General features: G+C 53.2%; 12 protein-coding genes. 7 read left to right on the top strand and 5 right to left on the bottom strand.

All coding sequences use genetic code 11. From position 1 onward, the window contains the following. Positions 1–6 precede the first annotated feature (6 nt). From HMPREF3164_RS09285 to HMPREF3164_RS09275, 3 genes are all read right to left on the bottom strand, one after another. Positions 7–1,047 carry an ornithine cyclodeaminase gene (locus tag HMPREF3164_RS09285; protein ID WP_048753558.1) on the bottom strand — a complete coding sequence of 347 codons (1,041 nt, stop codon included), beginning with the start codon at positions 1,045–1,047 and terminating at the stop codon, positions 7–9. A gap of 176 nt (positions 1,048–1,223) precedes the next feature. After that, the gene (locus HMPREF3164_RS09280; protein ID WP_048755366.1) at positions 1,224–2,807 is read right to left on the bottom strand and encodes an amino acid permease; all 1,584 of its coding nucleotides are present in this window, start codon (positions 2,805–2,807) and stop codon (positions 1,224–1,226) included. Positions 2,808–3,177: 370 nt separating this feature from the next. After that, positions 3,178–3,483: a hypothetical protein gene (locus HMPREF3164_RS09275; RefSeq protein ID WP_013398058.1), complete on the bottom strand. Its 306-nt coding sequence runs from the start codon at positions 3,481–3,483 to the stop codon at positions 3,178–3,180. Between the two features lie 207 nt (positions 3,484–3,690). On the opposite strand from HMPREF3164_RS09275, the gene fbaA reads away from it, so the two are divergent. The 4 genes from fbaA to HMPREF3164_RS09255 all read left to right on the top strand — a co-directional run bounded on the left by fbaA (position 3,691) and on the right by HMPREF3164_RS09255 (position 7,454). Then, a complete protein-coding gene (fbaA, locus tag HMPREF3164_RS09270; protein ID WP_048755365.1) occupies positions 3,691–4,716 on the top strand; it encodes a class II fructose-bisphosphate aldolase in 1,026 nt (341 codons plus the stop codon). A gap of 174 nt (positions 4,717–4,890) precedes the next feature. Beyond that, positions 4,891–5,640, top strand: a complete 750-nt coding sequence (locus tag HMPREF3164_RS09265) for a hypothetical protein (protein WP_048755364.1) — start codon at positions 4,891–4,893, stop codon at positions 5,638–5,640. 272 nt (positions 5,641–5,912) lie between these two features. After that, positions 5,913–6,719, top strand: a complete 807-nt coding sequence (locus HMPREF3164_RS09260; RefSeq protein ID WP_048755363.1) for a hypothetical protein — start codon at positions 5,913–5,915, stop codon at positions 6,717–6,719. Positions 6,720–6,734: 15 nt separating this feature from the next. Continuing rightward, a complete protein-coding gene (locus HMPREF3164_RS09255; RefSeq protein ID WP_239664813.1) occupies positions 6,735–7,454 on the top strand; it encodes a hypothetical protein in 720 nt (239 codons plus the stop codon). Between the two features lie 115 nt (positions 7,455–7,569). On the opposite strand, the gene HMPREF3164_RS09250 is transcribed toward HMPREF3164_RS09255, so the two are convergent. Then, the gene (locus HMPREF3164_RS09250) at positions 7,570–8,172 is read right to left on the bottom strand and encodes an arsenic metallochaperone ArsD family protein (protein ID WP_048753563.1); all 603 of its coding nucleotides are present in this window, start codon (positions 8,170–8,172) and stop codon (positions 7,570–7,572) included. A gap of 348 nt (positions 8,173–8,520) precedes the next feature. Here HMPREF3164_RS09250 and HMPREF3164_RS09245 point away from each other — a divergent pair, with 348 nt between their 5' ends. From HMPREF3164_RS09245 to HMPREF3164_RS09235, 3 genes are all read left to right on the top strand, one after another. After that, positions 8,521–9,033: a PTS sugar transporter subunit IIA gene (locus tag HMPREF3164_RS09245; protein ID WP_041321625.1), complete on the top strand. Its 513-nt coding sequence runs from the start codon at positions 8,521–8,523 to the stop codon at positions 9,031–9,033. Positions 9,034–9,435: 402 nt separating this feature from the next. Continuing rightward, entirely contained in the window at positions 9,436–11,097 is a 1,662-nt protein-coding gene (locus HMPREF3164_RS09240; RefSeq protein WP_070450662.1) for a glycerophosphodiester phosphodiesterase, read from the top strand. Positions 11,098–11,276: 179 nt separating this feature from the next. Then, complete coding sequence (locus HMPREF3164_RS09235) at positions 11,277–12,026, top strand: DUF6891 domain-containing protein (RefSeq protein ID WP_070450661.1); 750 nt, start codon at positions 11,277–11,279, stop codon at positions 12,024–12,026. Between the two features lie 124 nt (positions 12,027–12,150). On the opposite strand, the gene HMPREF3164_RS09230 is transcribed toward HMPREF3164_RS09235, so the two are convergent. Continuing rightward, positions 12,151–12,747, bottom strand: a complete 597-nt coding sequence (locus HMPREF3164_RS09230) for a TetR/AcrR family transcriptional regulator (protein WP_070450659.1) — start codon at positions 12,745–12,747, stop codon at positions 12,151–12,153. Positions 12,748–13,056: the final 309 nt, after the last annotated feature.

The raw sequence follows: 13,056 nt of genomic DNA, 5'->3' as shown, positions 1-13,056 counted from the left end.
GAACCCCTAGCCCACCGGAACGTTCACGTTCACGAGCGAGAAAAGATCCTTCGGATCGTCCGGGTTCGCCACCAGGTCAATGAACTGCTGCAGATCGGTTCCCCGGGTTGCCTCGCGTGCATAGCGCAGCGCCGAGAAATCAGCGATCGCAAAGCCCACCGAATCGAAGAGAGTAATCTGCTCATCCGAGACGCGCCCGGGTTCCTCGCCAGTCAGCACCTTCCAGAACTCCACCACGGGGAAGTCCGGATCCTTCTGCTGAATTTCACCCTCGATGCGGGTCTGCGGCGGGAACTCCACGAACACGGTCGAACGATCCAAAATCTCGCTCTCCAGCTCGGTCTTGCCGGGGCAGTCGCCTCCAATAGCATTCAGATGCACGCCGGGCTTCACCTGCGAATTTAGAAGCACCTTTGCCTGCTGCTTATCGGCGGTGCAGGTGGTAATAATATCGGCATCTGCAACGGCCTCGTCCACGCTGGATGCGGCATGAATCCTGAACCCCAGCGGCTCCAGATTACGGCGGAACTTCTCGATAGCGGCAGGATCAACATCGTACACCACAAGGTCTTCGATGCCGAGGACGGCGCGCATCCCAAGGGCCTGGAACTCGGACTGTGAACCGGCGCCGATCATTGCTATCTTCCGCGAATCCTTGCGTGCTAGATGTTTAGCCACCATGGCAGAAACAGCGGCGGTACGAAGGGCGGTCAGCAGGGTCATCTCCGCGAGGAAGACGGGGTATCCGTTATCCACATCAGCCAGCAGACCGAACGCGGTTACGGTCTGGTATCCACGTGCAGGGTTTGAGGGGTGCCCGTTCACGTACTTGAAGGAATAGGTGATGTTATCTGAGGTCGGCATTAACTCAATCACGCCGAAGGGGGTGTGGGATGCCACGCGCGGAATCTTATCGAAGCTCTGCCATTTCTTGAAATCTTCTTCCAAGAAATTCACCATACCGGCAATAATATTCCCAACGCCGTCACGCTGAATCCACTGTGCCATGGATGCAACATCAACAAATTCAACCCTGTGGTCGGTCACGATAAATCTCCTTAGTCGTGAGAGGCTGACATGAAATACTGAACCAGTATATCAGCGGTCAAATGTATAGATTATTACTGTGATGTATATAATATTCCCCGGAATACGCTGACAATATGCATGACATTATGTCAGCGTAGTGTGTGCAATATCCGGAAAATAATGTGTGTAAAAAGCTACTTCCGATCCTCATCCGAATCATCGTCGTGTTCGGCAAGTTCCGTGAAGTAATTCTTGTACACGCCCTCATTCGAGAGCTTACGCGCCATCGGAGGAGCCGCAATCACCGGAACAGCGCCCGTGAAGCCCTCACGAACACGCGCAATCTCATTCACGCGATCACGCACCACAAACCAACCAACAATGAGCAGCGGAATCACGAAAAGAAGCGAGATAAGAGTCCATGTGCCCACGGGGTAGTCGAGTGCCATCAGCACAATAACAATAGCCATGAAAGCCAGAACCGACCAGTCGGCAAAGCGCCCGCCGGGAGCACGGTACTCGGGACGTGTGTACTTTCCTTCCTTGGCCAGCTTGAGGAACTTCTGGTGCGAGAGCGAAATAGCAACCCAGGACGCCATCGTACCGAAGGCCGCAATATTAAGGACGACCTCAAACGCCTGTTCGGGAACAATGAAATTCAGGACTACACCGAAAAGCCCCACCACGCCGGTCAGCAGAATACCCGCCACCGGAACGCCGGACTTAGAAACCTTAGTTGCGAACTTCGGCGCAGACCCGGCAACACCCATCGAATGCAGAATACGACCAGTCGAATACAGGCCTGCGTTCAGCGACGATGCGGCGGCGGTAATCACGACCAGCTGCATGATTGGGGCACTTGCGGTCACGCCAATATTGTCGAAGAAGGTTACGAAGGGCGACTCGTCATCGCTGTAGACGGTGTACGGCATGAGCAGGCACAGCAGCACTACGGCGCCCACGTAGAAGATGGCAATGCGCCACACCACAGCGTTGATAGCGCGCGGAATAATCTTCTTGACGTCCTTTGTTTCGCCGGAGGTGGTGCCCACCAGTTCGATACCGGCGTATGCGAACACAACGCCCTGCACAACAATTAACGCCGGAAGAACACCCTGCGGGAAGAGCCCGTCATGTGACATAATCAGCGGAATACCGGGCTGCACGCCGTTGATGGGCTGTCCGAAGATGAGGTACCAAATACCAACCGCCATGAAGGTCAGCAGTGCCAGAATCTTGATGAGTGCAAACCAGAACTCCAGCTCGCCGAAGAGCTTAACCGAGACTAGGTTCAGGGACACGGTCACAATCACCACGATGAAGGCGGTGAGCCATTGTGGTAGGTCGGCAAAGAATTGGTTATATCGCCCAAACCAGGAGATGTAGATAGCAATTGCGGTCGCATCCGCCACCGCTGTCATGGCCCAGTTGAGCCAGTACAGCCAGCCGGAGACGAACGCCGCCTTTTCGCCGTAGAATTCGCGGGTGTATGAGACGAACGAACCAGAGGAGGGGCGGTGCAGGATCAGCTCGCCCAGTGCGCGCAGGATCAGATAGCCGAAGAACCCGCAGACGGCGAAAATGATCGCAAGCATAGGACCGGCCTTTTCGAGGCGCCCGCCTGTCCCCAAGAATAGACCGGTACCGATAGCGGAACCGATCGCAATCATTTGAAGTTGTCGAGCGCCTAGCCCCTTGTGCAGACCTTCCTGCTCATGAGCGAAGGCGTCTTCGTGGTCTGGTCGCGTCATAGGTTTTTTAGGTGAATCGAGACTCATATTTTTCCTTATGACCTGCAGCGCCCAGCGGGAACGATGGTGTACCTTCTCAGGCGCCACAATACGGTATTGTTCCATGCGGATATATAGTAAATCCCGGAAACCGCATGGAGTTTTTTAAGACTATAGCAGACCAAGTATAAGAATGTTACGGGGAGCACACCCCGATAATATGCGTGTCAATGCATAATGTACGTACTGCTGTGATGCCGGGAATATTCCGAAAATTGTTATTGGAATTTAATAAATACAGTTTGTTCCCTGCTATAGCAGGGAACATAAAATTATCCCTGGCTCACAGAAAAAATGCGTGTATGTATACAGGCAGGGTGTACAGGATGCGAGGAGACGGCGCTCGCTTGTCGTGGGTTTAGCTGCCGCCTAGTGCGTGAATCTTTCGGTCGAGGCGCTTCTTGCGGCGGGTCAGCAGCCACCAGCCGGGTACGTGAAGCGCGGATTTGCGCCCCACCTCGATGACGGAGGGGAGCTTCTTCTTGGCGAGGGTGGTGTCGATCTCAAGATCGGTGGCACCTTCGGCGCGCATCCGTTCAATGAGGGCGAGGGATTTGGCGACGGGTCCGCCGCCGATGACGTGCGCGTCCATGCGGGCTTGAATCGCCGCGCGGCGTTCTTGCAGGCGTGCCAGCCGTGCGTTCTTAGGGTTATTTTCACCCATTCGGCGTCCCCCTCATTATGATGACAATGACTCTCAACTACGGACTAAAATGCCTCATCAAAGCCCGAAATAAGCCGAAAAACCGGCGCTTTCAGTCTACAGAAAACCCTAACCCCCTTGGTAAAATAGTCTCTGTAGATGGCGTTCAGACACGCCGACAAAACCACGGGAATTTACGTTTTCCCGCACCCTAGTCAAGGAGTCAGCATGGCTATTGCAACCCCCGAAGTCTACGCAGAGATGCTGGAGAACGCGAAAGCAAAAGGCTTCGCCTACCCGGCAGTAAACGTCACCTCCTCGCAGACCCTCAACGCCGCTCTTCGCGGTTTCGCTGAGGCTGGTTCTGACGGTATTGTTCAGGCATCCACTGGTGGCGCAGCGTACTGGTCGGGAGCATCGAAGAAAGATATGGTCGCTGGTTCCCTGGCATTCGCGGCATACGCTCGTGAGATCGCCAAACAGTACGACGTGAACATCGCACTGCACACTGACCACTGCCCCAAGGACAAGCTGGATGGCTTTGTTCTTCCCCTGCTCGCCGAGTCTGAAAAGGCTGTGGCGCGCGGCGAAGACCCCATCTTTAACTCCCATATGTGGGATGGTTCCGCTATCGATCTTGACGAGAACCTCAAAATTGCGGCTGAGCTTCTGGAGCGCACCAACAAGGCAAAGATCGTGCTTGAGGTTGAGATCGGTGCCGTCGGTGGCGAGGAAGACGGCGTTGAAGGCGCTATTGATGACACCCTGTACACCACCGTTGATGACGCGGTGAAGACCGTTGAGGCTCTGGGTCTGGGCGAGAAGGGGCGCTACATTGCGGCGCTGACCTTCGGTAACGTGCACGGCGTGTACAAACCCGGTAACGTGCACCTGCGACCCGAACTGCTCAAGCAGATTCAGGACGAGATCGGCGCTAAGTACGGTAAGGAGAAGCCGTTCTCGCTCGTGTTCCACGGTGGTTCCGGTTCGACCGCTCAGGAGATTGCGGATGCGGTTTCCTACGGCGTGATCAAGATGAACATTGATACCGATACCCAGTACGCTTTCACTCGCCCGGTCGCCGGTCACATGTTCACCAACTATGACGGCGTGCTCAAGGTTGACGGCGAGGTCGGCAACAAGAAGGCATACGACCCCCGCGTGTGGGGCGCTAAGGCTGAAGAGGGCATGGCAGCTCGCGTGGTTGAGGCTTGCCAGCAGCTCGGCTCGGCAGGCACCTCGCTGAACAAGTAGGTAATGCTTAGCCGGTTTGCCCCGGCATCAGAAGGCTCTTTATTCCAATAAAGCGGGTTTTCCACCGCTTTATTGGAATAAAGAGCCTTTTTAGTATGTGTGTGAGAGGTCTGCCGGGCGAATCCGGCGAAAATAGTCGCCGTCGTGAACGGTGTACATGGTAGTTTTAAATTTATGAGTGAGCAATCATCGAGAGAAAACTTTGTCGAACAGAATCCACAGGATGCGGTAAAACCTGGGACGGCGTCGCAGCCTTCCGACGATCAGGCTTCGACGGTACCGAGACAGTATACGTACCCGGGAGCTGCGAACCAAACGGAGGCGTCCATAGCCGTGACGACGGCATACCCTAAATTCCCGTTCCGTTGGCTGTATGGGGTGCGCATCATAATCATGGCGGCGAGTTTATGGTTTAGTGTACGGAGTTTCTACATCCTTATTACCATAATGCTTGATGATTATATGTGGTTTGCTTTCAAAAATTTTATCGAAGTGGCGCAGGTTATTGGATATCCGGTCTACGAAATCATGCAGATTATCGCGGCAGTACTATACCTGCGGTCCAAAGGGCTTGGCTATATTCTGGGCGTGAATATCCTCGGTTTAATCGTCCAGTTGCCCTCGCTACCTAAACTTATTGAGAATCTTCTGCGCTTAGATATTTTCTTTGAATATGCCGAAGCTTCAACGTACTTAGACTGGGGACTGTACATTATTGACGTAGCCCTGTGCATATTCTTTATTGTCATTACAATTCGCGAATATTCTCGCCGCCAGAAAATGAAGACGGCTCAAGCTCAGCCTGTTTACGCGGCGGCTCCATATACTTCTGTACCGCCGACCGTCATGCCGCACAACCCTGAAGCGCCAGCACAGGCACCGACAGCACAGACTCAGAATCCGCCGGAGCCGCCCTTAATGTAGTCTCTATACTCCGTAGGTTGTGAAATACATGAGTGCCCCGGACTCCTTCAAGGAGTCCGGGGCACTCTCATATAAACATGGGGGACGGGAACTATTCGTGCGGGAATGCGCGCTTTAGCCGCCGTATCTGCTTATGTCAATGGAGTAGGTTTTCCGATGCTTTATTGACGTAAAGAGCCTTTTAGCATTAGAAAATGTGTAAGGAATATATTCATTGAGAATGTTCAGGGGGTTTTCATAGAATATCCAGGGTGTAATCCTAGGGTGAAAATATGAGTACTGACCATGACTTTTCACCCCATAGTTCTGCTCGCGATGCGCCTGCAGCTCAAAGCAGCCGCAAGGTTCCTTGGTCGGATGTAGCCAATAGCGCCTCGGCAGGTCATGAACTTCCTGCGTATACAGCACTTTACGGTCAGCTGGGGGATGAGGAACTTGTTATCCGCCCTAGTGGAGAGCCGGAAAAAGATGCCGAAAAGCCGGAAAATCCCACAAGTTCAGGAAGTCCCGTAAAATCGCCGGAGAAGGCGCACGATTCAGTGGAAGTCTCTGCGGCAAAACCCCTAGGGCTTGAGAATCTCAAGATATTCTATGTTCTTCGTATAGCTCTGGCGTATATTCCGATAGTAGTTATAGCTTATTCGTGGATAAACTCTATGGCGCGGTATTCAACTTCATATCGCGAAGAAACTTCTGTAAATCTGTTATCGGTTGAACGGCCATTATCCCATATAGCAATTCTTGGGTTTCTGATGATTCCTTATGCAGTATATATTACGGCTGTACAGACCCGCGCCTGCGCAAAATTTATACGGCACAAAGATTACCCCTGGGTTGAAAAGGTGAATAACTATGGTCTTGTATTCTCTTTCGCGATGACCATGGTTACCGTTGCATACGATAACCCCTTTGGGTGTCTTATGGTTCTTTTTGACCTTGGGGTGAGCATTGTTTTCGTGAAAATGATGGGTTCAGGGACGGCAAAAACTAAACCTGCCGCCCGACCCCTAAATATCGCAGACCTCGATAGTAAGGAAAGTTCAAACAACAGTCTCAGTGACGAAGAGGCAGAAAAATAGCGGGATGTGAACGATATGCGTGATAGTTTTGAACTTATGAGCGAGCAATCATCGAGAAAAAACTCTGCCGGACAGAATCCACAGGATGCGGTAAAACCCTGGGCGGCGTCGCAGTCTTCCGACGATCAGGCTTCGACGGTACCGGGGCAGTATGCGCACCCGGGAGCCGCGAACCAAACGGAAGCGTCCATAGCCGTGACGACGGCAGACCCCAAATTTCCATTCCGTTGGCTGTACGGGGTACGTATCGCGTTCATGCTGGTGAGCCTGGGGATTTCCGTGTGGGGTCTATATAACTATGTGGAGTTTATGGCTAAGTATGGATTCGAGTATTGGGATGCAGAAGATTTTCTGCACATTCCATTGATGTGTGCATTTCTGGCATATTATGGCCTTCAGATACTCGCCGGTATCTTCTACCTCAGGTCTAAAGCGCTGGGATTTATTTTGGGCATCAATATTATTGGTCTGATCCGTCAAGCTCTAGAAATACCAACGCTAATTGATGTGATCACCCATATGGATGAATTCTTCCAGTACGCCAATGGCTTGGCGTACCTCTACTGGGTTCTATATTTCATAGACGTAGCCCTCTGCATCGTCTTTATCGTCATGGCGAATCAAGAATATTCCCGCCGCCGAAAGAATAAAACGGTTTGGACTCAGGGAGTACAAGCGCAAACCGCACAGCCTCAGCATGCACAGCCTCAGAACCCGCCGGATCCTCTAATGTAGCCGGTAGCCAGTTGTGAAAACATATGAGAGTGCCCCAGACTCTTTATCAAGGAGTCCGGGGCACTCGCATCTAAACATATTCAGGGCGGGAACTACTCGTGCGGGGATGCGCGCTTTAGCCGCCGCATCCGCAGCCACCGCATCCGCATCCGCCGGATTTGGTGGCGACTGAACCCTCAGAGGGAATGCCATCGCCGGTGTCGCCGCCCATGAGGTTCACGCGGTTACCAATATCGGGACCACCTACCACCTGGGGCTTTTTACCGGCGAGGGTCGCCGCGAAACCGGCGGGTTCGCGCAGAGCACCGGGTGCCAAATCGGGAATGGGAGTGAAGCCTGAGGAACCGCTCGGGCCGCATGCCGCCGCAGCCGCATTCGCCTTCGGCTTTTTGACCTTGTGGGCTTTCGAGAAGCGCGTAATCTGCTCGGCGGTCGGGTACATAAACGAGACCTTGACCTCGCCATTGACGAGCATAATCGGTAGAACGTCGGCACCGCTCATCGCAATCTGCTCGGCGACGGGCTCGCATTCCTCAAATGCTGAAGGGTAACTATCGGTTGAGTAAACCTCAATATCTACCCCCGAATCGAGTGCTTCCTGCGCAGCGCCCAAAAAGAGGGTTCGTTCCATATCGTTAGGGTCCTCAGGATTCTCGCCCGGACCCGGAATGAAAACCTCAAGGATGGTGCCGGCTAGTTCTTCGGTTTGCTCACTCATGCGGGAACACTTTCTCGTTGTTAGGGTTCAAGCCTTCAATATGCTCTAAGTGTACTCGTGTTTACCCTATGCAGGGAGGGCTTACAAAAATACTGAGCGATCGGCGAAATCCTCCAGAGCTCTAGTGCTGTGTCTGCCGCCTGATTGAGCGACTGCATCATGAAATATACTCTGGAAATTCGGCATATTATGCAGGCTGGGAATATTTTTTCAAAATCCCTCGACCTGTGGTGGACACAGTAACAAAAACCTGACGAGTACGGTATTCTAAAGGGAAAATACATGTATTTGCCTGTGTCGTTACACAAACGACATCTTTCGGGTGTTTACTACATCAAAGGAGATCTTATGTTTGGTTTCGGGAAGAAAAAAGCAGCGGCACCGACGGAATCGACCGCAACCGCTGATATTTATGTGGCACCGGTGACGGGAGAGTACCTTCCGCTGTCTGAAGTTTCTGACCCCGTATTTTCGCAGGGTGTCATGGGGGATGGCTACGCCGTTAACCCTACATCGAATATGATCGTTGCCCCTGCGGCAGGTACGATCGCCTTGATTCAAGACACCATGCATGCCTTTATGCTGCGCACCGATAACGGCGGCGAGGTGCTGGTGCATATCGGTATCGATACTGTAGATCTCAATGGCGAAGGCTTTACCTCGCACGCTAAGGTGGGCGATAAGGTTGAGGCGGGCGCCCCCATTATTGAGGTTGATTGGGAGGCCATTAAGGATCGTATTCCCTCCAAGGAGACGATGGTGATGGTGACCAACACCCCCAAATTCAATATTGTGAAGGACTCCGAAGAGCGCCGCACCGTCAACGCGGGCGATCACGTGGCGGAAGCGACCAAGAAGTAGAAGACGCGTAGAGCCTTGTGATGCTTCGACAGGGCAGAAGGCGCTGGTTTTCTCGCTCTGTCTGGCACGATGCTCCGGCTTTACGCAGCCTCGCTTTACGTAAGGTCTTGTGCCGCAGCTGCCGACGAGCAGACCTCACGAAAGAGGTTTTCTCATATGGTTTCACCGATTTTCGGTGGAACCATATTTTTTTAACAAAAACTTTTTAACGGGCAAAAGATATTGTCTCGAAGAAATAGGCGTGGGAAAATATTTGACAAAGATAAATTTTCTCGCTCAAGCAAAAGTGATTTACAGGTAAAAAATAGTTATGCTATTTATGTGACGCGTCAAGAAAATGTTTTTTAACGCATCCGCCTATTCATTCACTCAGCAACATATAGTATTTGGGAGTTCATACCCATGAGCCTTTCTTCGCAGAAACTCAACCGACGTACCGTTCTTGGCGCCACCACGCTTGGCGCTGCCGCCGCTATGATGCCCGTGGTGGGCGCATCCGCAGCAGAGGCGAGAATTCAAGGAAGTCTTCCCGGCGAGAAGGAACAGCCTGTCAATGATGAACAGCAGCCTATCCTCGATGAAGATATTGAATTTGACCCGGAACATGCGGCCTGGACCTTTCTTAGACAAAAAGAATTCTTTGTAGCACATCGTGGTTCGGGCGATATTAATCCCGAACACACCGCATACGCATATACTCAAACTGCAAGAAATGCCGATGCTATCGAAATTTCTTTGCGAACCACGGCTGATAATATTCCCGTTTGCATTCATGATGAATCGCTGATGCGCGTTACCGGACTTAATCGCAAAGTACGTGATCTTACCCTGCAAAAACTGCGTGGCGTTTACGTCAATATGCGCAAGACTCTCGGTGAAGGTACACCGCTGGAGCAGATTCCCACATTTGAAGAGGCCGTGGATGCGATCAACAACGCCCCCACCGGCAAGCGCCTTCCCCTCTTCATCGAAGCGAAAGACTGGCGCGCACAGGGTCATCTGTTGAAAGCTATCAAAGAACGCGGGCTGGCGCATCGTGTAGTGATCAAGATGTACCGCGACGGTCACGGCGGTTTCAACCCCAACTCAAAGTATCTGGCCCAAGCGAAAGCCGCGGGCTGCCAGACCTGGTGCTACTTCGACGCCAACGACAGCCTTGAAGGAATCCGTCAGCTGGCGGGATCCAACAACGTGGATGCGCTCGGCGTGCCCTACTTTGAATCCGTGCGCGGTCCCGGGTACGGTTCCATGGCGGATGATAAGGTGCGTGCCATTGTCGGCTTCGGCAAGCCCGTGATTGTTTGGGAGGTGCACCGCCGAAGCACCTACGAACACTACAAGAGCCTGGGCGTGCGCGGGTTTATGAGTCCCGACCCGTCATGGGTGTGCGGATGGAAAAAACAGGCCACGATCAACGTTGAGAGCGGCCGTCGGGAGCACGGTATGCTGCCCTCTAGCATCACCAACGCCCAGGATTATCCCGACTTCACCCGCGGGGCAATCGTGCACCGGCAGAATTACGACGAATCCTTGCTGCTGGGGCCGCTCGCTGCTGCCACTGACAGGGAACAGTACACCCTCGAATTCGCTATGCACTGGGATAAGAAACTGCCCACAACCACCTGGAATTACGGGTACATGGCGTTCGGTCGCAGCCACGACGGTCCGCTCGGTATCGCCGGGAAGTTCCGGGGTGCATCCGAGGACGGCTGCTATGTGCTCGCTCTTCGCCCCGGCGCGAAGGTTCGGGACGAGCACGGCAAATACCGGACGGGCGATCTTGCACAGCTGATTCGTCTTGACGGCGGGCCGGGTGCGTCTCGCGAAGGTAAGGTTCTGCACACCATGAGTTTGAAAAAGCCTATCAAGCCCAACGAGAGCATCGAAGGCAAAATTGTGGTGAAGGGCAAGTACTTCTACTTTGTGATTAACGGCCAGTATTCCGCGCAGATTCATGATGCCGCCTACCGCGGCCCCTACGTGCATTTCGGCCGCTACCACGGCAACGCAACCGGCGGTCCGCTCGTGCTCACCCGCGCACTTGCCCGTGAGTCTTGGGTATAAGCCTTTGAATCAGGCTGCCTGGGCGGCTTATTCACCCGGAAAATTAGATGGATAAGCCGCCGCGGGTTCGCCAAGAATAAGTTGGGCAGTGCACAAAAACTGTTTGACGTCAGGTACAGGTTACCGTAGCAATTCGGGCGGGGTTAAGGCGATGCTGATCTAGGTGCTACTCTAGGGGCATGACAACTTCATTCACCGATAAAAAAGCTGTAACGACTGTGAGCCCCGAAGCTCGGGACGCATGGTTTAAATGGCAACTCACTCCACCCGTTCCCACCTCATGGGAACTGCCCGAAGAAGCACGAGAAGACTTTGAAGATGCAATCATGCTCCTGCTCCTCACCGGCGAGGACGCCAGCGAATATGCGGATTACCTCAACGACTGCCTCGAAGAATTTCTAGGCGAATCGCAGGTCAAAGGCGACTTCTACCACGATATTGAACAATACGCTCAGAAAGTCGTGAGGGAGCGCCGTGCGCTCGCCGAGCGTTTGGGTGTTACGGGTGATTCTGGCAACTTGGCTGCGGCTTTCGCTGATTTGGAGGCGCACGGCGTGCTTGCGCGCGGTAAATTTTCGTGCTGCGGAACCTGCGCCAGCGCCGAAATCTGGGATGAGCGTGAGGGCTCTGACCGATGGAAGGGCTATATCTACTATCACCAGCAGGATGCCGAGAATCTGGCGGAAAGCGGGAGCACTTACATTGGCTTCGGCTCGTTTGAGGCGTACCCCTCTGATGAAGAGGCGTGGAAGAAACTCAGTGATGAGCAGCGCGCGGCCGTCACCCGCAAACATGAGGAACTATCACTCGCGTTGATGCTTGACACCGTGATCCCCACGCTGGAACGTTACGGCGTTAAGGTGACCTGGAACGGTAGCTACGATACCCGCCCGCGCCTCGATAACGTTGAGGTCTACGAGATTCCGTAAGCTATAAAACCGTGCGTGCGGTCCGCCGGAGGAGTCGCGCGCGAGTTGAGGGGCGCATCCTGTATGTTATACGGGATGCGCCCCTCTAGCTTTTTGTATTTTCTTACCGGTGCTCTCGGGGAGGTTATTCGGGCAGCAGGCTCAGCGCAATCTGGAAAAGGTGCTCACGGTCGGTCGAGGGGGACAGGGTTGAGCGCACCATAAACCCCTGGAAAGTGAGGATGAGCGCATCCGCTGTGTCGCTGACGAAGGCTTGAAGTTCGTCGGCAGAAGGTTTGCGTTTATTCTCTGCCTCAAGATACCGCTGACCCCAGGGGATGAGCGATTGGGCAACGATATCGTGCAGAGTGGTAAAAAGCGTGTTGGTGGATTCTTGCACCTCGGGAACGGTAAACGATTCCAGACGGATGCGCAGCATCGAGGTGAAGTTCGCTTCGACGGTTGAGGTGGCGAAGATCATGCGCATAATATCGCGCGGGGAGGGGTCTTTGAGTTCCCCGTAAGCTGCGGCGATCATATCGATACGCTGTTGAACAGTGGCGTAAAGAATGTCGCCTTTGCCGCTGAAGTGCGAGTAGATGGAACCCGAGGAGAGCCCGGATTCTTTGATGATGTCCGTCATGGAGGTGTGAGTGTACCCCTTGGCGGTAAAACATGTGAAGGCGGCGTCGATAATTTGGCGTCGACGTGCCTGTTTAGTGGCTTCGGTCAGACGTGGCATGCCTTAAGACTATACCTTTCCGAGGAGTTTGCGCTAGATAAAAATAGAATGTTTATTCTCTGTTGTGAGATTATAAACAAAATGATTATTGTGTTTGCATCCGGTCTTTATTCAGAGTAGAGTCTTACGTGTTGATAAACAAAACATATATTTTGTTTGGAGAGTTTCATGGCACGCACACCGGAGGCGATTACGCCCTCATCCTGGCGTAAAGTTATCGCCATCGCCACGCTGGCATCCGTCATCGTCAGCATCGTGATTCTCGCCTTCACGTGGCCCACTAAAGCCATGGAGACGAACCTACCCGTC

Origin of the sequence: Rothia sp. HMSC08A08 (assembly GCF_001808385.1) — a bacterium.
Classification (GTDB): domain Bacteria; phylum Actinomycetota; class Actinomycetes; order Actinomycetales; family Micrococcaceae; genus Rothia; species Rothia dentocariosa.
The sequence above is the reverse complement of the archived record's forward strand: the minus strand, read 5'-3'. Positions and strand labels throughout refer to the sequence as shown.

Coding starts and splice junctions, on each gene's coding strand:
- HMPREF3164_RS09280 (WP_048755366.1), bottom strand. CDS start 2,807: ATGAGTCTCGATTCACCTAAAAAACCTATGACGCGACCAGACCACGAA.
- HMPREF3164_RS09275 (WP_013398058.1), bottom strand. CDS start 3,483: ATGGGTGAAAATAACCCTAAGAACGCACGGCTGGCACGCCTGCAAGAA.
- fbaA (WP_048755365.1), top strand. CDS start 3,691: ATGGCTATTGCAACCCCCGAAGTCTACGCAGAGATGCTGGAGAACGCG.
- HMPREF3164_RS09265 (WP_048755364.1), top strand. CDS start 4,891: ATGAGTGAGCAATCATCGAGAGAAAACTTTGTCGAACAGAATCCACAG.
- HMPREF3164_RS09260 (WP_048755363.1), top strand. CDS start 5,913: ATGAGTACTGACCATGACTTTTCACCCCATAGTTCTGCTCGCGATGCG.
- HMPREF3164_RS09255 (WP_239664813.1), top strand. CDS start 6,735: ATGCGTGATAGTTTTGAACTTATGAGCGAGCAATCATCGAGAAAAAAC.
- HMPREF3164_RS09250 (WP_048753563.1), bottom strand. CDS start 8,172: ATGAGTGAGCAAACCGAAGAACTAGCCGGCACCATCCTTGAGGTTTTC.
- HMPREF3164_RS09245 (WP_041321625.1), top strand. CDS start 8,521: ATGTTTGGTTTCGGGAAGAAAAAAGCAGCGGCACCGACGGAATCGACC.
- HMPREF3164_RS09240 (WP_070450662.1), top strand. CDS start 9,436: ATGAGCCTTTCTTCGCAGAAACTCAACCGACGTACCGTTCTTGGCGCC.
- HMPREF3164_RS09235 (WP_070450661.1), top strand. CDS start 11,277: ATGACAACTTCATTCACCGATAAAAAAGCTGTAACGACTGTGAGCCCC.
- HMPREF3164_RS09230 (WP_070450659.1), bottom strand. CDS start 12,747: ATGCCACGTCTGACCGAAGCCACTAAACAGGCACGTCGACGCCAAATT.